Source organism: Promicromonospora umidemergens (genome assembly GCF_024171995.1).
Taxonomy (GTDB): Bacteria; Actinomycetota; Actinomycetes; order Actinomycetales; family Cellulomonadaceae; genus Promicromonospora; species Promicromonospora umidemergens.
Genome location: NZ_JAMTCT010000007.1, coordinates 161,098 through 184,457 on the forward strand (window position 1 = coordinate 161,098; position 23,360 = coordinate 184,457).

21 protein-coding genes are annotated in these 23,360 nt (G+C 71.9%); 8 read left to right on the forward strand and 13 right to left on the reverse strand.

The annotated features are described in order from the left end of the window. The first annotated feature begins 8 nt into the window (after window positions 1-8). Entirely contained in the window at window positions 9-1,460 is a 1,452-nt protein-coding gene (locus tag APR04_RS14085; protein WP_253871222.1) for a GuaB1 family IMP dehydrogenase-related protein, read from the forward strand. 22 nt (window positions 1,461-1,482) lie between these two features. Here the strand turns inward: APR04_RS14085 and APR04_RS14090 are convergent, their stop codons facing one another. Next, window positions 1,483-3,522: a HelD family protein gene (locus tag APR04_RS14090; protein WP_253871223.1), complete on the reverse strand. Its 2,040-nt coding sequence runs from the start codon at window positions 3,520-3,522 to the stop codon at window positions 1,483-1,485. 91 nt (window positions 3,523-3,613) lie between these two features. Then, the gene (locus tag APR04_RS14095) at window positions 3,614-4,042 is read right to left on the reverse strand and encodes a DUF1801 domain-containing protein (RefSeq protein WP_253871225.1); all 429 of its coding nucleotides are present in this window, start codon (window positions 4,040-4,042) and stop codon (window positions 3,614-3,616) included. Between the two features lie 63 nt (window positions 4,043-4,105). On the opposite strand from APR04_RS14095, the gene APR04_RS14100 reads away from it, so the two are divergent. Together APR04_RS14100 and APR04_RS14105 are read left to right on the forward strand one after the other, a co-directional pair. Beyond that, window positions 4,106-4,996 (forward strand): aminoglycoside phosphotransferase family protein, encoded by an 891-nt coding sequence (locus APR04_RS14100; protein WP_253871226.1) that lies wholly within the window; start codon window positions 4,106-4,108, stop codon window positions 4,994-4,996. Window positions 4,997-5,035: 39 nt separating this feature from the next. Then, entirely contained in the window at window positions 5,036-5,737 is a 702-nt protein-coding gene (locus APR04_RS14105; protein ID WP_253871228.1) for a DUF4241 domain-containing protein, read from the forward strand. Between the two features lie 7 nt (window positions 5,738-5,744). On the opposite strand, the gene APR04_RS14110 is transcribed toward APR04_RS14105, so the two are convergent. The 3 genes from APR04_RS14110 to APR04_RS14120 all read right to left on the reverse strand — a co-directional run bounded on the left by APR04_RS14110 (window position 5,745) and on the right by APR04_RS14120 (window position 7,771). Next, window positions 5,745-6,677, reverse strand: coding sequence for a threonine/serine dehydratase (locus APR04_RS14110; RefSeq protein WP_253871230.1), 933 nt, complete (start codon window positions 6,675-6,677; stop codon window positions 5,745-5,747). 72 nt (window positions 6,678-6,749) lie between these two features. Then, window positions 6,750-7,085 (reverse strand): hypothetical protein, encoded by a 336-nt coding sequence (locus APR04_RS14115; protein WP_253871232.1) that lies wholly within the window; start codon window positions 7,083-7,085, stop codon window positions 6,750-6,752. Continuing rightward, a complete protein-coding gene (locus APR04_RS14120; protein WP_253871234.1) occupies window positions 7,085-7,771 on the reverse strand; it encodes an NUDIX hydrolase in 687 nt (228 codons plus the stop codon). Before APR04_RS14120 ends, APR04_RS14115 begins: the two co-directional genes overlap by 1 nt. Window positions 7,772-7,888: 117 nt before the next feature. On the opposite strand from APR04_RS14120, the gene uxaC reads away from it, so the two are divergent. Further along, on the forward strand, window positions 7,889-9,310 hold the full coding sequence (uxaC, locus tag APR04_RS14125; RefSeq protein ID WP_253871236.1) for a glucuronate isomerase: 1,422 nt from the start codon (window positions 7,889-7,891) through the stop codon (window positions 9,308-9,310). After that, window positions 9,307-10,683: a mannitol dehydrogenase family protein gene (locus APR04_RS14130; protein WP_253871238.1), complete on the forward strand. Its 1,377-nt coding sequence runs from the start codon at window positions 9,307-9,309 to the stop codon at window positions 10,681-10,683. Before uxaC ends, APR04_RS14130 begins: the two co-directional genes overlap by 4 nt. Window positions 10,684-10,761: 78 nt before the next feature. On the opposite strand, the gene APR04_RS14135 is transcribed toward APR04_RS14130, so the two are convergent. From APR04_RS14135 to APR04_RS14170, 8 genes are all read right to left on the reverse strand, one after another. Then, a complete protein-coding gene (locus tag APR04_RS14135; protein WP_253871240.1) occupies window positions 10,762-12,069 on the reverse strand; it encodes a TRAP transporter large permease in 1,308 nt (435 codons plus the stop codon). A gap of 8 nt (window positions 12,070-12,077) precedes the next feature. Beyond that, window positions 12,078-12,584, reverse strand: coding sequence for a TRAP transporter small permease (locus APR04_RS14140; protein ID WP_253871242.1), 507 nt, complete (start codon window positions 12,582-12,584; stop codon window positions 12,078-12,080). Window positions 12,585-12,624: 40 nt separating this feature from the next. Then, window positions 12,625-13,644 (reverse strand): TRAP transporter substrate-binding protein, encoded by a 1,020-nt coding sequence (locus APR04_RS14145; protein ID WP_253871244.1) that lies wholly within the window; start codon window positions 13,642-13,644, stop codon window positions 12,625-12,627. Between the two features lie 157 nt (window positions 13,645-13,801). Then, window positions 13,802-14,815 carry a LacI family DNA-binding transcriptional regulator gene (locus APR04_RS14150; RefSeq protein WP_253871247.1) on the reverse strand — a complete coding sequence of 338 codons (1,014 nt, stop codon included), beginning with the start codon at window positions 14,813-14,815 and terminating at the stop codon, window positions 13,802-13,804. Between the two features lie 86 nt (window positions 14,816-14,901). Next, complete coding sequence (gene manD, locus APR04_RS14155) at window positions 14,902-16,140, reverse strand: D-mannonate dehydratase ManD (protein ID WP_253871248.1); 1,239 nt, start codon at window positions 16,138-16,140, stop codon at window positions 14,902-14,904. Between the two features lie 161 nt (window positions 16,141-16,301). Next, window positions 16,302-18,389 (reverse strand): glycoside hydrolase family 3 protein, encoded by a 2,088-nt coding sequence (locus APR04_RS14160; RefSeq protein WP_253871251.1) that lies wholly within the window; start codon window positions 18,387-18,389, stop codon window positions 16,302-16,304. Between the two features lie 183 nt (window positions 18,390-18,572). After that, entirely contained in the window at window positions 18,573-19,355 is a 783-nt protein-coding gene (locus APR04_RS14165; RefSeq protein ID WP_253871253.1) for an alpha/beta fold hydrolase, read from the reverse strand. Window positions 19,356-19,455: 100 nt separating this feature from the next. Further along, window positions 19,456-20,088 (reverse strand): TetR/AcrR family transcriptional regulator, encoded by a 633-nt coding sequence (locus APR04_RS14170; protein WP_253871255.1) that lies wholly within the window; start codon window positions 20,086-20,088, stop codon window positions 19,456-19,458. Between the two features lie 80 nt (window positions 20,089-20,168). On the opposite strand from APR04_RS14170, the gene APR04_RS14175 reads away from it, so the two are divergent. The 3 genes from APR04_RS14175 (at window position 20,169) to APR04_RS14185 (ending at window position 23,315) form a co-directional block, all read left to right on the forward strand. Continuing rightward, a complete protein-coding gene (locus APR04_RS14175) occupies window positions 20,169-21,077 on the forward strand; it encodes an alpha/beta fold hydrolase (protein WP_253871257.1) in 909 nt (302 codons plus the stop codon). A gap of 132 nt (window positions 21,078-21,209) precedes the next feature. Next, a complete protein-coding gene (locus tag APR04_RS14180; RefSeq protein WP_253871259.1) occupies window positions 21,210-21,821 on the forward strand; it encodes a hypothetical protein in 612 nt (203 codons plus the stop codon). A gap of 426 nt (window positions 21,822-22,247) precedes the next feature. Next, window positions 22,248-23,315, forward strand: a complete 1,068-nt coding sequence (locus tag APR04_RS14185) for a multicopper oxidase domain-containing protein (RefSeq protein ID WP_253871261.1) — start codon at window positions 22,248-22,250, stop codon at window positions 23,313-23,315. The last annotated feature ends 45 nt before the right edge of the window (window positions 23,316-23,360 follow it).

A 23,360-nucleotide genomic window follows, 5' to 3' on the forward strand; every position in this document is an offset into this window, starting at 1 on the left:
TGGTGAACGTGCGCTTCCTCCCCGAGCAGAGCCCTGCGACCGACCTCACCTACGGCGACGTCTTCCTCGTCCCGTCCCGCTCGGACGTCACGTCGCGGTTCGACGTGGACCTCGCGTCCGACGACGGCACCGGCACCACGATCCCCGTCGTCGTCGCCAACATGACCGCCGTCGCGGGTCGCCGGATGGCGGAGACCGTCGCGCGGCGCGGCGGGCTGGCGATCATCCCGCAGGACGTCCCTGCCGACGTCGTCGCCGGCGTGGTCGCGGACGTCAAAGCCAAGGACCCCGTCATCGAGACGCCGGTGGTCGTCTCCCCGCACGACACCGTGCACAGCGTGCTGAACCTGCTCGGCAAGCGCTCGCACGGGGCCGCCGTCGTCGTCGAGGACGACCGGCCCGTCGGCGTCGTGACCGAGTCGGACTGCACCGACGTCGACCGGTTCACCCGGGTCGCCGAGGTGATGTCGGCGGAGCCCCGGCTGCTGGACGCCGCTCTCCTGGACGGCCCGGGCGGGCTGGAGGCCGCCTTCGACGTGCTGCACTCCGCGCGGCTCGACCTGGCGCCCGTGGTGCGCGACGGGCGCCTCGCCGGGATCCTCACCCGCAAGGGCGCGCTGCGCTCGTCGATCTACTCCCCTGCCCTCGACGCGTCCGGTGCCCTGCGCATCGGGGCCGCCGTCGGCATCAACGGCGACGTCGCCGCGAAGGCGAAGGACCTGCTCGCCGCGGGCGTCGACGTGCTCGTGGTCGACACGGCGCACGGCCACCAGACCAAGATGCTCGCCGCCCTGGAGGCGGTCCGGTCGGTCGACCCGACGGTGCCGGTGGTGGCGGGCAACGTCGTCACCGCCGAGGGGGTGCGCGACCTCGTGGCCGCGGGCGCCGACATCCTCAAGGTCGGCGTGGGTCCCGGCGCGATGTGCACGACGCGCATGCAGACCGGCGTCGGTCGGCCGCAGTTCTCCGCGGTCCTGGAGTGCGCGGCCGCCGCGCGCGAGCTCGGCAAGCACGTCTGGGCCGACGGCGGCGTGCGCCACCCCCGCGACGTCGCCCTGGCGCTGGCCGCTGGGGCGTCGCAGGTGATGGTCGGCTCCTGGTTCGCCGGCACGCACGAGTCGCCCGGTGACCTGAAGTCGGACGGCTCGGGCCGCCTCTACAAGGACTCGTTCGGCATGGCCTCCGCGCGGGCGGTCGCGGCCCGCAACTCCGGTGCGGGGACCGCGTTCGCCCGTGCCCGCAAGGCCCTGTACGAGGAGGGCATCTCCACCGGCAAGATGTACCTCGACCCGGCGCGACCGGGCGTCGAGGACCTGCTCGACGAGATCACGTCCGGCCTGCGGTCCTCCTGCACCTACGCCGGAGCACGGTCGCTGGCCGAGTTCTCCGAGCGCGCAGTGGTGGGCATCCAGTCGGCGGCCGGCTACCAGGAGGGCATGCCGCAGGCGACGAGCTGGTGACCCCCCGCTTGCTCGTGGGCGGTCAGCCGACGATCACCAGGCGCTGGGTCGGGCGCGTCAGCGCGACGTAGAGGTCGCGCTCGCCACCGGGCCGGGCGGCGGTGATCCCGTCGGGGTCGGCGACCACGACGGCGTCGAACTCCAGGCCGCGCACCTGGGAGACCGGAACCACCCGGACGTCGGTGCCCGCCAGCGCCTCGGCGATCCCGGGGACCGCCGCGTCGGCCGCGAGGACGGCGACCAGCTCGTCCGGTCCGGCGGCGACCTGAGCCTCCGCCTCCTCGACGACGGCGCGCACCAGCTCTCCGGTCACCGCGACGCGGCGGGGCGGGACGCCGTGCCGGACCGCGACGGCGGGCGCCTGGTCGGGCGCGATCAGCTCCCGCAGCGGGGCCGCCGCCTCGAGCACCTCCGCGGTCGTGCGGTAGCAGACGGTCAGGGTGCGCACGTCCGCGCGCTTGGCCAGGTCGCTGCCCAGCGCGTCGGCCCAGGACCCGGCGCCGGTCGCCGGCCCGGCCTGGGCCAGGTCCCCGACCACGGTCATCGAGCGGCCGGGACAGCGCCGCAGGACCGCCCGCCACTGCATCGGCGTCAGCTCCTGGGCCTCGTCCACCACCACGTGGCCGTAGATCGTGGCCGGCGGGCCGTTCAGCAGGTGCTCGGCCTCGTCGAGCAGCGGCAGGTGCGCCGTGGTCCACACGCCGTCGGCCTCCACCGCGAGCGCCGGGTGCTCGTCGAGCACGTCCAGCACGACGTCGCCTGCGGCGAGCCGCGGCCAGGCGGACTCGACCGCCTGTTCCAGGGCGAGGTCGTCGAGGAGCTCGGCCCGCAGCGCTCCGGGGTCGAGCTCCGCCACGGCTGCCGCGTGCCCGAAGGCGCCGCCCTCGTCGGGGCCGAAGCCCAGCTTCTCCAGGTCCTTGGCCGCGGCCCGGTCGACGTCCACGCCGCCGGTGAGCACCTCGATGTCCTCGTCGAGCTTCGCGAGCAGCACGCGGGCGCGGGCCTGGACCTCGTCGGCCACGAAGTCCACGACGAGGTCCTTGAACAAGGCCCTGGCCTGGTTGTGCGGCAGGTTGCTGCCCGCTGCCGTCTCGCGGGTCTCGGCGAGGGCGTGCTCGTCGAGGGTGACCGCGTCGCCGTCGACGACCACGGCGAGGGTGCCGGACGGCGCCTGGTACCGCCGCACGGCCTCGGCCAGCTGGTCGGCGAGCCGGACGTCGCCGGCGGCGCGCCGCAGCTCGTGGCCCGCGCCGGGAGGCGTCTCCAGGCCGAGGGCGTCGGCGACGAGCCGGTCGGGGGTGCTCATCGCGACGTCGTTCTCGCCGAGGGACGGCAGGACCTCCGCGATGTAGTCGAGGAAGCGCGAGCCAGGGCCGAGCACGAGCACGCCGTCGGCCCTGGCCTCGGCGAACCCGGCGAGGACGTAGGCGGCGCGGTGCAGGGCGACGACCGTCTTGCCGGTGCCTGGCCCGCCCTCCACCACGGTGACGCCGCGGTGCGCGGAGCGGATGATCGCGTCCTGCTCGGACTGCAGCGTGGAGACGACGTCGCGCATGCGGCCGGTGCGCCGCGCGCTGATCGCCGCCAGGAGCGGTCCGTCGCCGATGACGTCGTGGGGCCCCGGCTCCGCGCCGTCCAGGATCTCGTCGCTGACCCGTGCGATCCTGCGCCCGTCCAGGCCCAGGTGCCTGCGCCGGTGCAGGCCCATCGGGTGGGCGGCGGTGGCCGCGTAGAACGGGCGGGCTGCGTCGGCGCGCCAGTCGACGAGCAGCTGGTCGTCGCCGTCGCTGAGGCCGGTGCGGCCGATGTGCAGCGAGCGGCCGTCGGTGTGGTCGATCCGGCCGAAGCAGAGGTGGTGCTCGGCGGCGTCGAGGGTGCGCGCCCGGCGGGTGAGCATGCCGACGCGCACGTCGCGGGTGAACGCCTCCTCCGGGTCGGTCGACGAGGTGCGTACAGCGTCGTCGAGATCCGCGCGGACACGCGCCACCTCGCCGTCGAGCCTGGCATACAGGGCATCGACGTACTCCTGTTCGGCGGACTGCTCGATCTGGCGTTGCTGCACCGGGTCTCCTCGTGGTCGGGCCTGGTGTCAACGCGGCCGGTTCGCGATACGTTCCCGGGGTCGCACCGCGCTCGGGCGTGGCGCTCGGCGGTCAGGACTCCGCGGCGCGCTGCCCGAACGTGCCGGCGGTGACCGTGGCCCACGACCGGCGGACCAGCTCTTCGAGCACCGCGAGATCGACCTGCTCGAGGTCTTTCAGGTACAGGCAGCCGACGCCGGTGGTGTGCGGTCCGAGCCGCGCCAGCAGGTCCTCGTGCGCGCCCACGCCGTCCGGGAGGTACACGGTGCTCGCCGCCTTCCGTGGCGCGAACGCCGCCGCGGGGGCGTGCCCGGAGTGCCCGCTCGCGTACACGTACCGGTACTCGCCGAAGCCGATCATCGACGTGCCGAACAGGCGCGGCGCCTCGTTCGTGACGCGCTCCATGAGGTCGCACAGCGTCCGCGCGTCGCGCTGCCGGACGGCGGGCGTGACCGCGTCGAGGTAGGCAGCGGGGTCGCGGTCGGTCCAGGTGGTGGCCATGCTCCAGTATGGGCACACCGGTACCGTTGACCGCCCGCCCAGCACAGGAACAAGGAGGCTGCCGTGGTCGCCGCCGACCTCGACGTCACCGTCGACCTCACCCGATCGCTCCTCGACGAGCAGCATCCGGACCTCGCCGACCTGCCGCTCGAGCTGGTGGCGAACGGCTGGGACAACGTGATGATCCGCCTGGGTGACGACCTCGCCCTGCGCCTGCCCCGGCGCGAGCTCGGGGGGCAGCTCATGCGCAACGAGCACCGGGTGCTCCCGCTGCTCGCCCCGCGGCTGCCCGTGCCGGTCCCCGTCCCGGTCCGCACCGGCGCGCCCAGTGCGACGCTCGGCTACCCGTGGCCGTGGGGCATCGTGCGGTGGGCCGACGGCGTCCCGGCGGCCACCGTCCCGGCGGCGGACCGCACCCCGTGGGCCGAGCACCTGGCGCGGGTGTTCGTGGCGCTGCACCAGCCGGCGCCCGAGGACGCCCCGGGGAACAGGTTCCGCGGGATCCCCGTCGCGGAGCGGTCGGCGACCTTCGACGACCGCCTCGCCCTGCTCCCGGAGCGGCTGCACGGCCGCGCCCGCGACCTGTGGGCCTCTGCTGCGGACGCCCCCGGGTACGACGGCGTCCCCGTGTGGCTGCACGGTGACCCGCACCCCGCCAACCTGGTGGCCGACGGCGACCGGCTCTCCGCCGTGATCGACTTCGGGGACGTGACCAGCGGCGACCCGGCGTCGGACCTGGGCGCGATGTGGCTCGTCTTCGACGCGGAGGGTCGCGACCGCTTCCGCCGCGTGGTCGACAGGCACGCGCGCGACGGGCGCGGCTGGGACGCCGGGATGTGGCGCAGGGCGCAGGGCTGGGCGCTGCTGTACACGACCATCTGCTTCTCCTACCCGGACACGCACCCGATCATGGTCGGCGTCGGGGAGCACGCGATCGAGCAGCTCTTCGGCTGAGTGTCGATGAGTGTCAGTGACCGTCGCTAGGTTCCTCGCATGTCCTACTTCAGGCCCCTCTTCGCCCTCCTGCCCGGCACGCCCGACGGCGCGTCCCACCCGCAGTCGGTACGCGACCTCGGCGTCCTGCAGGTCCCCTCCGGGCGCCTCGAGGCCTCCGACCCGTGCGTGGGCCTGGGTGAAGGCCTGGTCATCGACGTCCCGCCGGGCGCATACCCCGTGTTCGTGACCGTCGTGGACTTCTCCGACACCCACGACGGAAGCGACCTCATCGAGGCCTACCTCTCGCTCGTGGTGTCCGACGCCGCACCGGTCGCCGAGGTGCGGCTCTTCACCCCGGAGGGTGCCGGTCCGGCCGGTGCGGAGGGGTACCACGGCGTCAGCGTCGACTCCGGGACCGTCGCTTTCGCGGACGCCGCCGCGATCGCCGCCTACATGCCCCCGGCGGACTCCAACGACTGGTACAACGACGTCTTCGCCCCAGAGCTCTTGGACGTCCCCGACCACTTCCCGAACGGAGCCGGCAACGTGACGATGCCCCTGGCCCGTGCCGGCGAGAACGTGGTGCTGAGCCTGTCCGGCTGGGGCGACGGCCTCTTTCCGCTGCTCACCGCCCACGCCGCCGACGGGTCTCTCCTCGGGGTACACATCGATCTGCTCGTCGTCGGACCCTCCTTCGACGAGAACGAGGAGCACGACGTGAACGACGAGCCACTCGTTGCCGAGGACCCGGACCAGTAGACCGCGGTCAGAACCGCACGGCAGTCGTGTTCGCCCCGCACACCAGCACGGCCACCCGCTCCCCCGGCTGCGGCACGTAGGCACCGGACAGGAGCGCGGAGAGCGCCGCCGCGCCGCCGGGCTCGGCCACCACCCGGGCCGTCTCCCAGAGGGAGGCCTGGGCGGAGGCGATGGCGTCGTCGGTGACCAGCACCGACTCGGCGACGAACTGCTGCGCGATCGGGAACATGAGCCGCCCCACCTGCTTCGGCGCCAGCGAGTCGGCGGCGATGCCCTCGGTCGGCGCGTCGACCGGCTCGCCGGCCGCGAGCGCCCGGTGCAGGGTCGGCGCGCCCTCCGGCTCGACGGCGACGACCTTGACCTCGCCACGGAACCAGGCGGCGATGCCGCCGACCAGCCCGCCGCCGCCCACGGCGACGAGCAGCGTGTCGACGTCGGGCAGGTCGTGGGCGATCTCCAGCCCGAGCGTGCCCTGCCCGATCAGCGTCTCGGGCTGGTCGTAGGCGTGGACGGTCAGGGCGCCGGTGCCCGCGACGAACTCCTCGCTCGCGGCCAGCGCGTCGGCGTACCGGTCGCCGCCCACGACGAGCTTGGCGCCGTACCCCCGGATGCGGTCGGCCTTGGCCGACGAGGTGACGCTCGGCACGAAGACGGTCGCGGGGATGCCGAGGCGGGCGGCGGCGTAGGCGACCGCGGCCCCGTGGTTGCCGCCCGAGGCGGCGACCACGCCGGCGTCGGGCACGTCGCGGGTCAGGAAGCTCGTGAACGCGCCGCGTGCCTTGAACGAGCCGGAGTGCTGCAGGCACTCGAGCTTGAGCGCCACGGGGTGCGCGGGCCTGCCGAAGTCCGCCAGGTCGACGGGCAGCACGGGGGTGTGCCGTACGTGCGGTCGGATCAGCTGCTCTGCGGCGCGGATGGCGTCGCGGGTCACCTCGGTCATCGAATCCTCCTCAGCTCTTCGAACACGTCGGTCAGGCGGCCGGCCAGGGCGGGGTCGTGCCGTGCGGCCTCCTCACCGATCGCCCGGACGGCCGCGTCGTGCGCCGCCCGCAGCTCGGCGGCCCCGAGCGATCGCGGGCGGGTTGGTGTCGCCGAACAGGAGCCGGTCTCCCCGCTGCGTCTCGCGGAACCGTTCGTACGGCCAGAACGACACGTCGACCTGCAGCGAACCGGCCAGCAGGAACACGCGGTAGAGCACGCCGTCGGCCACGACGTCGAGGTGGTGCGCGGCGCCGTGCGTCCCGTACATCACGTCGGTCCAGCGTGCGGCGGCGGCCACGTCGGCGTCGGCCTGGGCGGCGGCCACGAGGGAGTCCCGCAGCGCCTCACGGTCGGCGGTGGTGAACATCAGGAGATCCCCAGCTCCGTGGCGCGGTCCCAGTCCTCGGTCCAGCCGAGCTGGTCGAACATCGCGTCCAGCACCCCGGCGGTGAACCCCCACACGAGGTGGGTGACGTCGCCGTCGTGCACGTGGAAGCCCGGGCCGCGCCAGGTCTGGCTGCCGCGGCGCGCGACGACGGTGAAGCGGTTGGCGGGGTCCAGCAGGTCGGCCACGGGGGCGCGGAAGACGTGCGCGGACTCTGCGACGTCGACGACGCGTACGGGGGTGGGGCTGGCCCACCAGCCGAGCACCGGCGTGACGACGTGGTTGCTGACCGGCATGGGCAGCTCGTCGAAGGCGCCGAGCACCTCGATGCCGGACGGGTCCAGCCCGGTCTCCTCGACGGCTTCGCGCAGGGCTGCCGTGACAGCGTCCTCCCCGTCGTCGGCGCGGCCGCCGGGGAACGCGACCTGCCCGGCGTGGCTGCGGAGCGTCGCGGCGCGCGCGAGGAGCAGGACGTCGAGGTCGGCGGGCACCGCGAGGTCATGGTCGTCGCGGTCGGCCGCGAGGTCGTCCAGGACGCCGAACAGCACGAGGACCGACGCCGGGCGGGCGTTGCTCGTGAAGTCACCGCGCGCGTGCCGCCACGGTCCTTCGAAACCCTGTTCGGCGAGCGCGACCAGCTGCTTGCGGGCGGATGCGGAGGAGCTCACTGCCCGACCTTAGCTCTCGTCGCCCGGGCGACCGTCTCTCCAGCCTCTTCTGGCAAAGCGCGACAACTGATGGCAAACGGTTGTCGACCGGTCCGGCCCATGAACAGACTCGCCGGCATGAGTCGATCCGCCACACCCCTTGTCCTGCATGCCGACCGGCTGCTGCCCGCCGACCCTGGTGTGCTCGAGATCGCCCGCCGGCTGTACGCGGCGGTGCGCGAGCTGCCGATCATCTCTCCGCACGGGCACGTCGATCCTGGCGTGCTCCTGCACGACACCCCGTTCAGCGACCCGGCCGCGCTCTTCGTGACTCCCGACCACTACGTGACGCGCCTGCTGCACGCGTCGGGGGTCCAGCTCTCGGAGCTCGGGGTCGGGCAGGGCCCGCTCGACCCGTCGGCGGCCCGCGAGGTGTGGCGGCGGCTGTGCTCGCACTGGCACGTCTTCCGCGGGACACCGGTCCGCTACTGGCTGGAGTCCGAGCTGGCCGAGATCTTCGGCATCACGGTCCGGCCCTCCGCCGCCACGGCCGACCAGATCTACGACCAGATCGCCGACCGGCTGACGCGCGCGGAGTTCCTGCCCCGTGCGCTCTTCGAGCAGTTCCGGATCCAGGTCCTTGCCACGACCGACGACCCGACGGACGACCTGACGATCCACCGGGCACTGGCCGACGACCCGACGTGGTCCGGCCGGGTGGTCCCGACCTTCCGTCCGGACCGCTACCTCGAGGTCGGTTCGCCCACCTGGCAGGAGGACGTGGGCCGCCTCGGCTCCGTCGCGGGGGCCGACACCACGGGGTTCGCGGGCTGGGTCGAGGCGATGGAGTCGCGCAGGGCCTACTTCAAGACGCACGGAGCGGTCTCCAGCGACCACAGCCACGAGGACGTGCGGACGGACCCGCTCGAGCCGGCCGATGCCGAGCGCATCTACCGCGACGCCGTAGCGGGTCTCGCCGCGCCACGGGACGCCGTCGCGCTGCGCAGGCACATGCTGCTCGAGATGGCGCGGATGGCGACGGAGGACGGGCTCACGATGACGCTGCACCCGGGCGTCCGCCGGGGACACCACACGCCGACCCTGCGCGCCCTCGGACCGGACACCGGCCACGACATCCCGCTGCGTGGTGACTTCACCGACCCTCTGCGGCCTCTGCTGGAACGCTTCGGGACGCACCCGAACCTCAGGCTGGTGCTCTTCACCCTCGACGAGACGGTCTTCTCCCGCGAGCTCGCGCCCCTCGCCGGCTTCTACCCCTCGGTCTACGTGGGAGCGCCGTGGTGGTTCCTGGACGCGCCGGAGGCGGTGCGGCGCTGGCGGTCCGCCGTCACCGAGTCCGCCGGCTTCACCAAGACGTCGGGGTTCATCGACGACACGCGGGCCTTCTGCTCGATCCCGGCCCGCCACGACATGGCGCGCCGGCTGGACAGCGGATACCTGGCCCAGCTCGTCGCCGAACGTCGCCTCGACGAGGACGAGGCCCACGAAGCGGCAGTCGACCTGGTGACCCGGCAGCCGGCGGAGGTCTTCGCGCTGTGACCGCGCTCGACGCCGCCCCCGTGCCGCTGCGGCGCACGCGGCCCGCACCCCCGGTGCGCCACGTCCACGTGGGGCTGGGCAACTTCTTCCGGGCCCACCAAGCCTGGTACACGCACCGCGCCCCGGACGCCGCGCAGTGGGGGATCGCCGCCTTCACCGGGCGCAGCCCGCACCTGGCTGACGCGCTGCACGAGCAGGACGGACTCTTCACGCTCGATACGCGCGGCGCGGACGGCGACCACCTCGAGGTCATCACCTCGGTCGCCGCGACGCACCCTGCGCGGGACCACGCGGCGTGGCTGCGGTACCTCGCCGACCCGCAGGTCGTCCTGGTCACGCTGACCGTCACGGAGGCCGGGTACTCCCGCGGCCCGGACGGCGGTCTCGCCGGCACCGACCAGGTGGCCGCCGACCTGGTCGCCCTGCTCGCCGACCCGTCGGCCCTCGTCAGCACCGTCCCGTTCCGGCTGGTGGCGGGACTGGCCGCCCGACGGGCCGCCGGGGCGGGGCCGCTCACCGTCGTCCCGTGCGACAACCTCCCCGACAACGGCGCCGCCACCGCTCGGGTCGTCCGTGAGGCCGCGCGACTCGTCGACCCCGCCCTCGCCGACTGGATCGACGACAACGTCTCCTACGTCACGACGATGGTCGACCGCATCACCCCGGAACCGACGGCCGACGACGTCGCGTCCGTCGCCGCGCTGACCGGGGTGTCGGACTCGTCCCCCGTGGTGACCGAACCGTTCAGCGAGTGGGTGCTCAGCGGCACGTTCTCCGCGGGCAGGCCGCGGTGGGAGGCCGCCGGAGCGACGTTCACCGATGACGTCCGGCCGTTCGAGGCGCGCAAGCTGGGCCTGCTCAACGGCGCCCACTCCCTGCTCGCCTACGGCGGTCTCCTGCGCGGGCACACGACGGTCGCTGACGCCATCGGCGACCCGGGCTGCCTGGCCTGGGTCGAGCAGTGGTGGGACGAGGCCTCGACCCACCTGACGCTCCCTGCGGACGACATCGTGGCCTACCGCACGGCGTTGCTCGCCCGCTTCGGGAACCCGACGATGCGCCACCGCCTGGACCAGATCGCCGCCGACGGCTCGCAGAAGCTCCCGGTACGCATCCTGCCCACGATCCGCGCCGAGCGGGCCGCGGGCCGGCTCCCGCAGGGCGGGTCCCGGGTCCTGGCTGCCTGGATCGCCCACCTCCGGGCCGGCACGTCCGTGACGGATGTCCAGGCGCCGGAGCTGGTCGGGCTCGCTGCGGGCAGCCTCGACGAGGCAGTGCCTCGCCTCCTGAACGAGCTCGACCCCCGGCTGGCTCAGGACGGCGGTCTGGTCGCCGCCGTCCGGCGCGAGGCAGGGCAGCTCGACGGCACATGATCAGGCGGGCATGAGCACGACCGACGGCTGAGCGCCGGGCCGCATCAGCGGCCCGGCGCTCAGCTCTCGTGCTCGAGGTCAGTCGACCAGGCCCATCTGGGTGGGCAGCCAGGTCGACAGCTCCGGCACGAAGACGACCACGAAGAGCCCACCGATCAACGCGACGAGGAACGGCACGATCTTCGCTATGACGGGTTCGAGCCGCAGCCCCGCCACCCGCGCGCTCACGAAGAGGACGTTGCCGACGGGCGGCGTGATGACTCCGACGCAGAGGTTGTAGACGATCATGGTGCCGAAGTGGATCGGGCTGATGCCGAACTCCGCGACGATCGGCAGGAAGATCGGGGTGAAGATGAGGATCGCCGGCGTCGGGTCCATGAAGGTTCCGACCAGCAGCAGGATCACCATCATCATGATCAGGATGATGGTCGAGTTGTCGGTGACGCCCAGCATGCCCTCGGAGATGAGCTCGGGGATCCGCGCGAAGGACATGACCCACGACAGCGCGGAGGAGACGCCGACGAGCAGCATGACGATGGCTGTCGTGCGGCCCGCGTCGAGCAGCATGCGCGGCAGCTCGCTGACCTTGAGCATGCGGTAGGCGAAGCCCAGGACCAGGCAATACACCACCGCGATCGCCGCGGACTCCGTCGCGGTGAAGAACCCGGACAGGATGCCGCCGATCACGATGACGATCATCAGGAGCGACGGGACGGCCTTCCACAGGACGACGAGGCCCTGGCGGAGCTGCACGCGGTCGGTCTTCCGGAGCTCGGGGTGCTTGCGCACGTAGAGCAGGACGACGAGCATGCATGCCGCCGTCCAGACCAGGCCGGGACCCACCCCCGCCATGAAGAGCGCAGCGATCGAGGTGCTGCTGACCAGCGAGTACACGATGAAGGTGTTGCTGGGCGGGATGAGCATCCCCGCGGGAGCTGACGCGGCGTTCACCGCGGCGGAGAACGCTCGGTCGTAGCCCTCCTTGCGCTGCCGCGGCTCCATGACCGTCCCGACGGCGGCCGCCGCCGCGACCGCCGCTCCGCTGACGGCCCCGAACATCGCGTTGGCGACCACGTTCGTCTGAGCGAGCGAACCGGGCGTCCGGCCGACGAGCACCTTGGCGGCATCGATCAGCCGCCCGGCGATGCCCCCGTTGTTCATCAGCACACCTGCCAGGACGAAGAACGGGATGGCCAGGAGCGGGAACGAGTTGATGCCCGTGAACATCCGCTGCGAGCTGGCCAGGGTGGCGCCCTCGAAGCCCAGCAGGGCGACGGTGGCGAAGATGGCCGACAGCCCGATGGCGACGGCGATGGGAACACTGAGCGCGATCATCAGCGCGATTCCGACCAGCAGGATCAGCCCTGCGAGGGATGCGGGTTCCATGACGGCTCCTAGATTGCTTCGGCGTCGTCGGTGGGTGCCACGGCCAGCTCGGCGCCGCGGAGCACCGCGACGACGTGATAGAGCGCGTAGACCGTGATCAGGACGCCGGTGATGGGCATGACGAGGTACATCACGCCGATCTGTGTCGGCAGGGCAGTGAGGTTGGTGTCCCAGGCGCCCTGGGCGGCGCGCAAGCCTCCCCAGACGAGCCCGATCAGCGCGAAGGCGATGATCAGCGCCTGCACCAGCACGGCGATGACACGCTGGACCAGGCCGGGCAGCTTCCGGACGACGAAGTCGACAGCGATGTGCCCGCGTTCGGAGAAGACCAGCGCGGACGCGAAGAAGCCGAGCCAGACGAACGTGTAGCGGGCTGCCTCCTCCGACCAGGTGCTCGGGTCGCTGATCACCTGGCGGGCGAACACCTGCCACACGACGATCACGACGAGCAGGGCGAACAGGACGACGCACACCGCGGCGAGCGACCTGTCCAGGAACTTCTTCAGGGCGAGCACGAGTCCACTCCTTCGTCTCTCAGCGTCCGGGAACCGAACATCACTCGGCTGCGGCGCGTGCGGCGTCGAAGAGCGTCTGCTGGGTGTCGCTCTCGATGAACTGGTCGGCCAGCGGCTCGAGGGCCGCGCTGAAGGCTTCCTCGTCGACCTCGGAGAACGTCGCGCCGCCGGCCTCGGCCTCGGCGATCGCGTCCTCGGTCGCCGAGGCCCACAGCTCGGTGTGCTCCTCGTGCGCGGCCGTCCACTCGGCGTCGAGCGCCGCGCGGTCCTCCTGCGACATCTCCGCCAGCCGGTCGGTGTTGACGACCAGGTAGTCCAGACCCACCAGGTGGTTGGTGGACGACCAGTACGGGGCGACCTCGAAGTGCTTCTGCGTGAAGTAGGAGACCTCGTTGTTCTCCGCCGCGTCCACGACGCCGGACTGCAGACCGGTGTAGAGCTCCCCGAAGGCCATCGGCGTGGCGGACGCCCCCATCGCCTCGGCCATCGCGACGTGCAGGTCGCTCTCCTGGACGCGCAGCTTCTGGCCCGCGAGGTCGGCAGGGGTCTCCACCGGGCCGGAGGTGGTGTAGATGCTCCGGGAGCCCTGGGTCAGGCCGCCCAGGACGGTCACGCCGTTGCTCTCCTCCAGGGAGGCGTACAGGTCACCGACGATCTTCTCGTCGTGGACGACGCTCATCTGGTGCTCGACGGAGTCGAAGACCTCCGGGAGGTTGAAGACCAGGAAGTCCTCGTTCAGGTTCTCCAGCTGCGTGCCGGACACGATCGCCATGTCCACGGTCCCGTCGCCGACCAGCTGCAGGGCCTCCTGCTGTGCGCCGAGCGTCTCGTTCGGGAACACGTCGATGGCCCACCGGCCGCCCGTCGTCTCGGAGAACCGCTCGCCGAAGTTCTCCAGGGCGGTGTAGGAGGGGTGCTCCTCGGTCTGGTTCAGGGCCAGGCGCATCGTGGTCCCGCTGCCCCCGTCCCCGCCGGCAGTCCCGGCCCCGCCACAGGCGGTCAGGGTCAGAGCGGCCGCACCCGCCAGTGCGGTCGCGGCCAGTCGTGTCGTTCGCTTCATGGTTCTCTCCTCGACGCTGGGGAGCATCTAGTTGATCGGCGGGGCCGCGTCAGGCTCCCGTGTGCCCTCATTGAGCCAGCCGGGGCCGAACAGCGGCAACCAGTTGCCACAGGTTGTCGCGGCACGCCTCACACGGTCCGACGGCGCCGCTCAGGAGCTACCGCTTGCGGCCTGTGGAACCCCGCACGATGAGCTGGGACGGGAGCAGCGCGGGGCGGAGGGCCCGTGGAGCGTCGGAGGCCAGCTGGCCGAGCAACGTCTTGATCGCGAAGGCGCCGAGGTTGTGCAGCGGGGCCGCGACGGTCGTCAGCGGCGGCGTACAGAAGTCGGACCCGAAGATGTTGTCGAAGCCGACCACGCTGACGTCCTCGGGGATCCGGGTGCCCATCTCGGTCAGGCCACGCATCATCCCGATCGCCATGAGGTCGTTGTAGACGATGACGGCGCTCGTCGGGGTCGCTCCGAACGCGCGGGCGGCCGCGAGGCCACCCGCGACCGTCGGCTGGAACGGCCCGATCCGGCGCGCACGCAGCTCGAGCTGGTAGGTCGCCTCCCGCAACGATCGCCACCGCATCCCGTCGACCCAGGACGCTTCCGGGCCGGCGACATACGTGATCGTCGTGTGCCCGAGCTCGACCAGGTGCTCGACCGCCCGGCGCATGCCGCGTTCGTTGTCGGTGACCACGCTGGGGATGTCGGTCATGACGCGGTTGAGGACCACGGTGGGCCGCTGCTTCGCAGCGACGCGGATGGAGGAGTCCGAGAGCCGCGACGTCGCCAGGACGATGCCCTCCACCAGCGGGATGACCCGGTCGAGCGCCTCCCGCTCGGTCTCCATCGACTCTTCGACGTCGGCGACGAGCATCGTATACCCGGCCTTACGAGCGACCCGCTCCGCACCGCGGATGATCTGGAAGAAGAAGGGGTTGGTCACGTCAGCGACGATCAGGGCGAGGAGCGACGTCTTGCCCGTCGGCAGCCCTCTGGCCAGCGGGTTCGTGCGATACCCCAGCTCGGCGGCGACCTTGCGGATCCGCTCGGCCGTCTCGGCGTTCACCCTGCCGGGCCGGGAGAAGGCCCGGGAGACGGTCGACGGCGCCACACCGCACGCCGTGGCGACGTCGTAGATCGTCGGACTTGAAGGTCGGCGCGGCCCCTGCGTCGGGTCCATGAAGGGCACGTTAAGGCTCACCTCGCGAGAAGACAACCGCTTGCCGGGAGGAGCGCCCGGTCGCGGCGTCCGGGCGCCCGTAGCGGTCACCAGTCGTGGACGGTCCCGTCGGCAAGCCGGTTGTAGGGCAGATAGGCCCGCTCGTAGGGGTACTTGCCGCCCTCGTCGACGTCGAGCTCGACGCCGAGGCCCGGGGCGTCGCCGGGATGCAGCATCCCCCCGCTGAACGTGAACGACTGCCGGAACACCTCGTTGGTCCTGGCACCGTGCTGCATGTACTCCTGGATCCCGAAGTTGTGGATCGACAGGCCGAGGTGCATCGCAGCGGCCATGCCGACCGGCGAGATGTCCGTCGGCCCGTGCATCCCCGACTTGATCTGGTACTGCGCCGCATGGTCCAGCACTTTCCGCAGGTGCGTGATCCCGCCGGTGTGGGTCACCGCCGAGCGCACGTAGTCGATGAGCTGCTCGCGGATCACCGTCTGGTAGTCCCAGACGGTGTTGAAGATCTCCCCGATCGCCAGCGGCGTCGTGCTGTGCTGCCGCACCAGGCGCAGCGCCTCCTGGTTCTCCGCCGGGGTGACGTCCTCGAGCCAGAAGAGGTCGTAGGGCTCGAGCGACTTCGCGAGCCGCGCGGCCTGGATCGGCGTCATCCGGTGATGGCCGTCGTGCAGCAGGGGCAGCTCGGGCCCGAACTCGTTGCGGACCGCCTCGAAGACCCCCGGCACGTGCCGGAGGTACGACCGGGTGTCCCAGTCCTCCTCGGCAGGCCGGGCGCCCCGCTGAGCCGGCTCGTGGTCGTAGCGGACACCGGAGTTCGCCTCGAACGTCGCGTTGGACGCGATGCCGTAGATGGACTTGAGGCCGGGCACGCCGGTCTGCACGCGGACGGCCCGGTAGCCCAGCTCCAGGTGCTCGCGGATCGAGTCGAAGAGCTCGTCCAGCGTCTTGCCCGACGCGTGCCCGTACGAGAGCAGCCCGCTGCGGGACGCTCCCCCGAGCAGCTGGTACAGCGGCATCCCCGCCGCCTTGGCCTTGATGTCCCACAGGGCGACGTCGACCGCGGCGACGGCAGCCATGGTCACGGGCCCCCTGCGCCAGTAGGCGCTGCGGTACAGGAGCTGCCAGGTGTCCTCGATGCGATGGGCGTCGCTCCCGATCAGCAACGGAGCCACGTGGTCACGCAGGTAGCTCACGACGGCCAGCTCCCGGCCGTTCAGGGTCGCGTCCCCGAGCCCGGTCAGCCCGTCGTCCGTCGTCACCTTGAGGGTGACGAAGTTGCGGTCCGGGCTCGTGACGATCACGTCCGCCGCGATGATCTTCATCTGGTGCTCCTGAGGTTCGAGGGGTAGGCCTGCGCACCACTTCACCGTGCCCGCGCCCGTCTCGACAAGCGGTTGCCGTGCGTTGTCCTCGCCGGCACGAGGAACGGCCCGGCCCGTCCGCGAGGAAGCGGACGAACCGGGCCGGATCAGCCGGAGCTCGGCTAGTCCTGGTAGCTCAGACCGAAGTCCAGACCCCACTCGTTGCCTGCCGCGTCCGAGTACGCGTAGTCGAAGTCCTCGGCGTAGCCGGGGAGGTCCGAGGCGTTCCGGTCGACCGCCTCGACGTCGGCGGGCACGGTGAAGGGCAGCTGGCCCGTCGGGTCGTACCGGCCCCTGATCACGTCGACGACGGCGTCCGGCGTCGTGTTGAACGTGGCGAGCACGGCGTCGGCACCGGGCTCGATCTCGTCGACCAGCCACGGGTTGGTGAAGTTGACCCCGAGGATCGTGGTCTCGACCTGCTCCTGCAGCGCGAGGATCCGTTCGTGGTCGATGCCGGTGTCCTGGTCCTTGCGCAGGACGATCGACGGCGGGTCGCCCGCGGTGTCGTCCTCACCCCAGCTCAGGCTCGGGATGACCCACAGGTAGGCGTGGGTCGCCTCCGCCGGGTCGTCGACGATGGTGATCGACGGGTCCGCGAGCCGGATGCTCTCGGCCAGGCCAGCGGTCGCCGCCGCGGACTCCTCCTCGTCCTCCTGGAAGACCTCCAGGTAGAGCTGCACGTCCTCGGCCTGCGAGTCCGTGACGGGCAGGGTCGGCGTCCCGTCCCGCTCGTCGTTCCGCAGGAGGACCACCGACTTCCGGTGCGCCTCGTCGGCCTTGGCCTGCGAGGCCGGGTCGTCGCCGGTCTGCTGGGCATGCTCGGGGTCGACGTACGGGTCGTCGAACAGGCCGAGCTCGAACATCTCGGTCAGGGTGTAGGTGAGGGACTCGTCGAGCCCGTCCTCCGTGACCAGGCCGGCGTCCACCGCCTCGCGCAGCGGCGCCGGGTCGGAGCCACCGGAGAACAGGTTGGTGCCCGCGTCGATGGCCTTGGCGTACCGCTCGGGCTCGGTGAGGTCCTCGACGCCCCAGATGCGGTCGGAGATGATGCCGGTGTCCGAGTTGACGTACCCCTCGAAGCCCAGCTCGTCGCGCAGCAGGCCCTGCAGCATGGGCTCGTTGTAGGCGAACGCGACCTCCTCGAACTGCTGGTCCGCCGAGTACCACAGGTGCTCGGGCAGCTGGTCGGCGCTGGGCTCGTTCACCGGCTTGGCGTAGTACGGCATGATCGAGGACGTACCGGCCTCGACCGCCGCCTCGAACGGGGGCAGGTGATAGTCGTAGAGGCTCCCCTCGGTGGGGTACTCGTTGGTCGAGCCCCACTCGTGGTGCGGGTCGGTGCCCTCGACCCGCGGGCCGCCGCCCGCGAAGTGCTTGGTCGTCTGCGCGACCGACGACTCGCTGAGCTCCTCGCCCTGGAACCCGGTGATGATCGCGGAGATGTAGTCGGAGACGACCTCCGGGTCCTCGCCGAAGGTGCCGTCGGTACGGGTCCAGCGCGGTTCCGTGAGCAGGTCCGCCATGTACCCGTAGAGCTTGTGCATCCCGGCGGCCCGCCACTCGTTCGCGGCCGTCTCGGCGAAGTCCTCGACCATCTCCGGGTCGCGTGCCGCGGCGAGCCCCAGCTCGTTGGGCCAGGTGGACAGCTGGCCGCCCGCCTCCGCGTGCCCGAACGTGCGGTTGAGGTTGACGTGGTTGCGCGGGTTCGAGGTCATCACGACGGGGATGCCGAGGCGGGACGCCTCACCGAGCTCCTGGAACTCGTTGTTCCGGGTCGCGAGATCGCCAGGCTCCGGGTCGTCGCGCACGATGAAGTGCCGCTGGCCGCCGTCGGTGACCTCCGCCTTGCTCCGGTCCGCGTTGAACGTCGAGATGAGCATCATCGCCGTCTTCTCGTCGACGTTCATGCGGGCGAGCAGGTCCTCCACGCGCTGGGCGGTGGGCCTGCGCCAGTCCTCGTAGACGTCGATCTTTCCGTTCGCGTTGAGATCGCGGAACTCGAGCTTTCCCCGCTCGAGGATCGGCTTGAGCCGACCTTCGACCTCGGTATGGCCCTGCGCCCCTGCGGCGGCGTGTGCTGATCGTCCGTCGCCCGCACCGTCGGGCGGTGCGGCGAAAGCCCCGGCGGCGACAGCGAACGTGAGGGGTACTGCGACGGCTGCCGTTGCGACAGCCTTCCGACACGAAGTCGTGCGGCGCTTGCTCATGCGATGGTCCTCCTTGAACATCTGCACATGGGTGGTCGCTGGACGGATCGCACACCATCGCTGCCAGGCCTTCGTTCACCATGCTGCGTTCAGGGCCCGGCTGGTTCCGCCCCGCGTTCGATCACCCTGCGGTGCGGCGACCAGGTGCGGCAATCAGTTGCCCTCAGTTGTCCGGCGCACCGGTCACCAGCTGAACGACCGGACCGCCGCCGCCACCGCCGAGGGCCGGTCCCGGTGCACCGCGTGCCCGGCGCCCACCACGACGCGCACCCGCACGCTCGGGTTGCGGATCATGAGCTCGACGCCCGTACGGGGCCGGAACAGCGCACCGTGGGCGGGGTCGGCACCCAGCACGAGCGTCGGCACCACGAGCCGGGTCATGACGTCGGTGTGCCGCCAGGGCGCGTTGTCCCGCAGGGTGCGGTCCACCGCGCCGGCGTCCGCTGCCTGCGCCGCGGCGGCGACCGCCGCGACGTCACGCCGGTCCCATGCCACGTGCGCCGCCCGCACGGCCTGGGCCGACGGCGGGTGGGTGGCGTCGGCGACCTCCTGGACCACCCGGCTCTCGAACCGGTCGTCCGGGATGTCGAGCACCGGGTCGAGCAGCACGAGGCGGCGGGTGAACCGGCGGTCGGCGTCGGTGGCCAGCGCGCCGAGCAGGCCGCCGAGGCTGTGTCCCACCACGAGATCCCAGCCGGTGCCCAGCGCCCGCACGTCGGCGACGTGGTCGGCGAGCAGGTAGGAGTCGGCGCGGGGGCTCGTCCCGTGGCCGCGCAGGTCTGGGGCGACCACCTCGTAGCCGTCCTCGGCGAGGGTCTCGGCGAGCTGCCACCAGGTCGCGCCCGCCGACACGATGCCGTGCAGCAGCAGCGCCCGGCCGGGTCCGGCACCCCAGCGGGTCGTGGCGAGCGCGACGGAAGCGGGCGGCTCGGCTGCGCCGTCGGGAACCTCGTGCCACATCACCATGACCACATCACCATCACCATCACCATCACCATGAACAGAGGGTAACGATCAGGTGTATACCGGTCTGAAACATTTGAACATCTCGGGGCGTTCCGCCGGCTCACCTCAGCGTGGCCGGGTCCGCACCGTGCGCCACCAGGAGGGCCCGGACCGCCTCTTCGGCGCGTCGGTACACGGCGTCGTCGCCGAACAGGAGCGAGCGGTCGTTGGCAGCGTTCAGCAGTGCGTTGATCTCGAACTCCACCTGGTCGGGGTCGGTTCCCCGGTCCAGCTCGCCGGCGTCGGCCGCCGTCCGCACCTGGTGACCGACGTACGACTCCCAGGACCGTTGCGCTTCGACGACGGCGTCCCGAACGGCGCCCTCGCGCATGTCGAACTCCACCTCGACGGTGCGGAAGAAGCAGCCGCCGCGGAACACCCGCGAGCGCGAGTACTCGATCCAGGCCAGCACCAGCGCCCACAGCCGCGGCAGGCCCCGCGACGCAGGCCGCGCCGGGACGATCACGTGGTCGGTGTAGATCTCCATGGCCCGCTCCAGCGCGGCCAGCTGGAGTCCCTCCTTGGACCCGAACAGCCCGGCGATCGCGCTCTTGTTCACGGGCGCCGAGGTCGCGAGCGCACCGAAGGACAGCGCGTCGAGCCCGCGCACGGACGCCTCCTGCACCGCGCTGTCGAGCACCGCGCGCCGCGTGCGGTCACCGCGTGCGCGGCGCAGGTCCGTCGAGTCGTCCACAAAGAGAGTGTACGACCGTTCACACATCCGGTAGTGTGCGAACGATCGTACAGATTGTTTACGCACCCACCGGAGGTCCCGTGCCCCAGACACAGCGCGCTACTCGCGCCACCTTCCGCACCCTCGGCCGCGCCGCTCCCCCGGTCGCCCTGGCCCTCGGCTCGGCCGCCTTCTGGCGGGTCGGTGCGCCGGCGCCGGTCCGGCTCGCCGACCGGGCTGTCCACGACTCCGCACGGCGCGCCACGCTCGCCCACCGCCCCACGTTCCGCCACGGCCGGGGCCCGCGCGCCGGCGCAGCGGGGACCGTCTCGGTCGCCACGTACACCTGGGGCGATCCCGGCGCCCCCGCCGTCCTGCTGGTCCACGGCTGGCGCTCCCGCGCGTCGACGTTCGGACGGATCGTCGAGGACCTCACCGGCGCAGGGCTCAGGGTCGTCGCCTACGACGCGCCCGGCCACGGCGCCTCCGGCGGGCGTCGGCGCACCGGGCTGGACGACCTCGCCGTCATCCGTCGGCTGTCCGACGCCGAGGACGCGCCGTGGGCCGCGGTGATCGGGCACTCGCTCGGGGTCCTGGCAGCGGGGACCGCCCTGCACGAGGGCATCGAGGCCGAGCGGTTCACCGCGATCTCCGGCCTCACGTCGGTCCGGGTCACCACCGACGGGTTCGTCCGTGCGGCGGGAATCCCCTGGGCGCTGCGGGACCGCTTCGCGACAGCCGCCCAGCGATACGGCCTGCCCGACCACCCGGACGTGTACGAACGCTTCGACCTGCTGACGCGCACCGTCCCGACGTCGGTCCCCGCCCTCTGGGTGCACGACGCCGGGGACCGCATGAACCCCCACCGCCTGTCCGAACAGCTCCACGAGGCCCACGCGGCGTCGAGCGAGCTGTTCACCACCACCGGGCTGGGGCACAACAAGATCCTCGGCGACCCCGCGGTCCGGTCCAGGATCCTGGACCACCTGGCGGCTCCGGCGTCCGCCTAGCCCTGATGCGGGCCGCACGCATCACCAGCCGGATGCATGGATCCTTCCCTGACCTGCAAAAGCATCCTATTCTTGCGTCCGGTTCGGTCCTGTCCGGTCCGGTCCGGATCCGGTCCCGCGAAGGGGAAGACGATGGAGTACGCGAGCGACCACGCCCTGGCGGCGACGGCGGTCGGGATCCTGGCCATCCTGTGGTTCGCCTGGACGGTCCGGCACTCCGGCCCCTTGGCCCGGCTCGTCCCCCACCTCGGCATCGTGCTCGCGGCTGCCGTCGTGGTCCTCGGCATCGTGGCCGCCGTGCGCGCCTGGCCCGACGGCACCGTGGTGACCGGCCCGGTGGTGAGCATCTACGTCGCCGCGCTCCTTGCCCATGGCGCCCTGACGCGCTGGTGCACGGGGCTCCTCGCGAGCAGGTACCGCAGGGCGGTCGCGGCAGCCAAGGACGACGCCAAGGCCGGCGTCACCACCGGCAAGCCGCGGCTCCACCTGATCCCGACGGTCGTCGCCGTGTCGACGGCGATCCAGGTGGCGATCATCGCCAACACCCTCGACGTGGCCGGCCTCTACCTCGGCGCGGCCGCCGGGCTCCTCGCCGCCGTGCTGGCCTGGCCGCTCGGCTGGGTGCTCCGCCAGACGACCCGCCCGCGGGGCCATCGCTCGACGGCGGCGCTCGCCCACCCCCTGACCGGCCTGCTCACGGGAGCGGTCCTGCTCGGCACCGCGGCCTGGGTGCTCCTGCCGTAGCCCTGGCCCCGTCGCCCTGCACGCCCAAGGCGCCCCGTCCCGCACTCGTGCGGGACGGGGCGCATCTTTACGTGGAGGGATAGAGGAAGTATGACGTTGTTCCTTCAACTTTTGCTTGACACTCGACAGAAGTCGCCATAGGTTCACAAAGCCACCTTGTGGTGCACAACACGCATGCGAGCCATCTAAGGTCTTCCCGACAAGACGGCCGCATGAGTCATGAGGGCGTGTCCGCCGCCGTTGACGGTCACGAGCCGACGTCCTTGGAGGGAACGACGATGTGGTCCACCTTCGTGACTATTGTGACACCGCTGTCACCCGCGGCGTCGCCACAACCGGCCTCACGCGCCTGATCCCCCAGTCCCTCCTGATCCCTGCCTCGCCGGGACGGCCGCAGGCCTGCCCGACGGTGTCGAACGGAGACGCATGTCTGAGAACACAGCTGAGAATCGATCCCAGAAGGGCGGCCTGTCGCGCCGCTCCATCCTGACCGGCACCCTCGCCGGACTCGTCGCACCGACGGCGGCGCTGGCGCTCGGCGCCGACACCGCCGCCGCCGTCGGCCCTGGGGCCATCCGGCCGCTGGGCACCACCCGGCACATCACGATCTTCGCGGAGTCCCTGCCCGGGGGCCTCTACGGCTACGGGCTCACCCCCGGCAAGGCCAGCATCCCCGGCCCGCTCCTGGAGATGTGGGAGGGCGACACCCTCCAGATCGAGCTGGTGAACAACACCGACAAGCGTCTGTCGATCCACCCGCACGGTGTCGACTACAAGACCGAGTCGGACGGCAGCCCGTTCAACGACTCGTTCAACGAGCCCGGCGAGACCCGCACCTACATGTGGGGCACCCACGCGCAGCAGCAGCTGGACGACGGCCACTGGCTGCCCGGCTCCGCGGGCTACTGGCACTACCACGACCACGCGCTGGACGGCGAGCACGGCACCGCCGGGCTGCGCGCGGGCCTGTACGGCGGGCTCATCGTGCGCCGCAAGGGCGACATCCTGCCCGACCGCACGTTCACCGTCGTGTTCAACGACATGACCATCAACAACAAGTCGGCGCCCGACACACCGATGTTCGAGGCGAACCTCGGCGAGACCGTCGAGTTCCTGGCGATCGGGCACGGGGACCAGCTCCACACCTTCCACGTGCACGCCCACCGCTGGGCGAACAACCGGACGGGGTACCTGACCGGCCCGGACGACCCCAGCCAGGTCGTGGACAACGCCGACCTCAACCCGGGTTCCTCCTTCGGTTTCCAGGTGAAGGCGGGGCAGAAGGTCGGCGCGGGCGCCTGGATGTACCACTGCCACGTCCAGTTCCACTCCGACGGCGGGATGGCCGGGGTCTTCCTGGTCCGCAACGCCGACGGGTCCATGCCCGACGGAGCACAGGAGGCCATCGACAGGTTCCACGAGCACGGCGGCCACCTGAGCGGCAGCACCACCGAGTCCGCCACCAAGGCCGACGCGGGCCACGCAGGCCACTGACCGCCAGACACGCCGCGTCCCGATGACACGGCGTAGCGGGCGGGG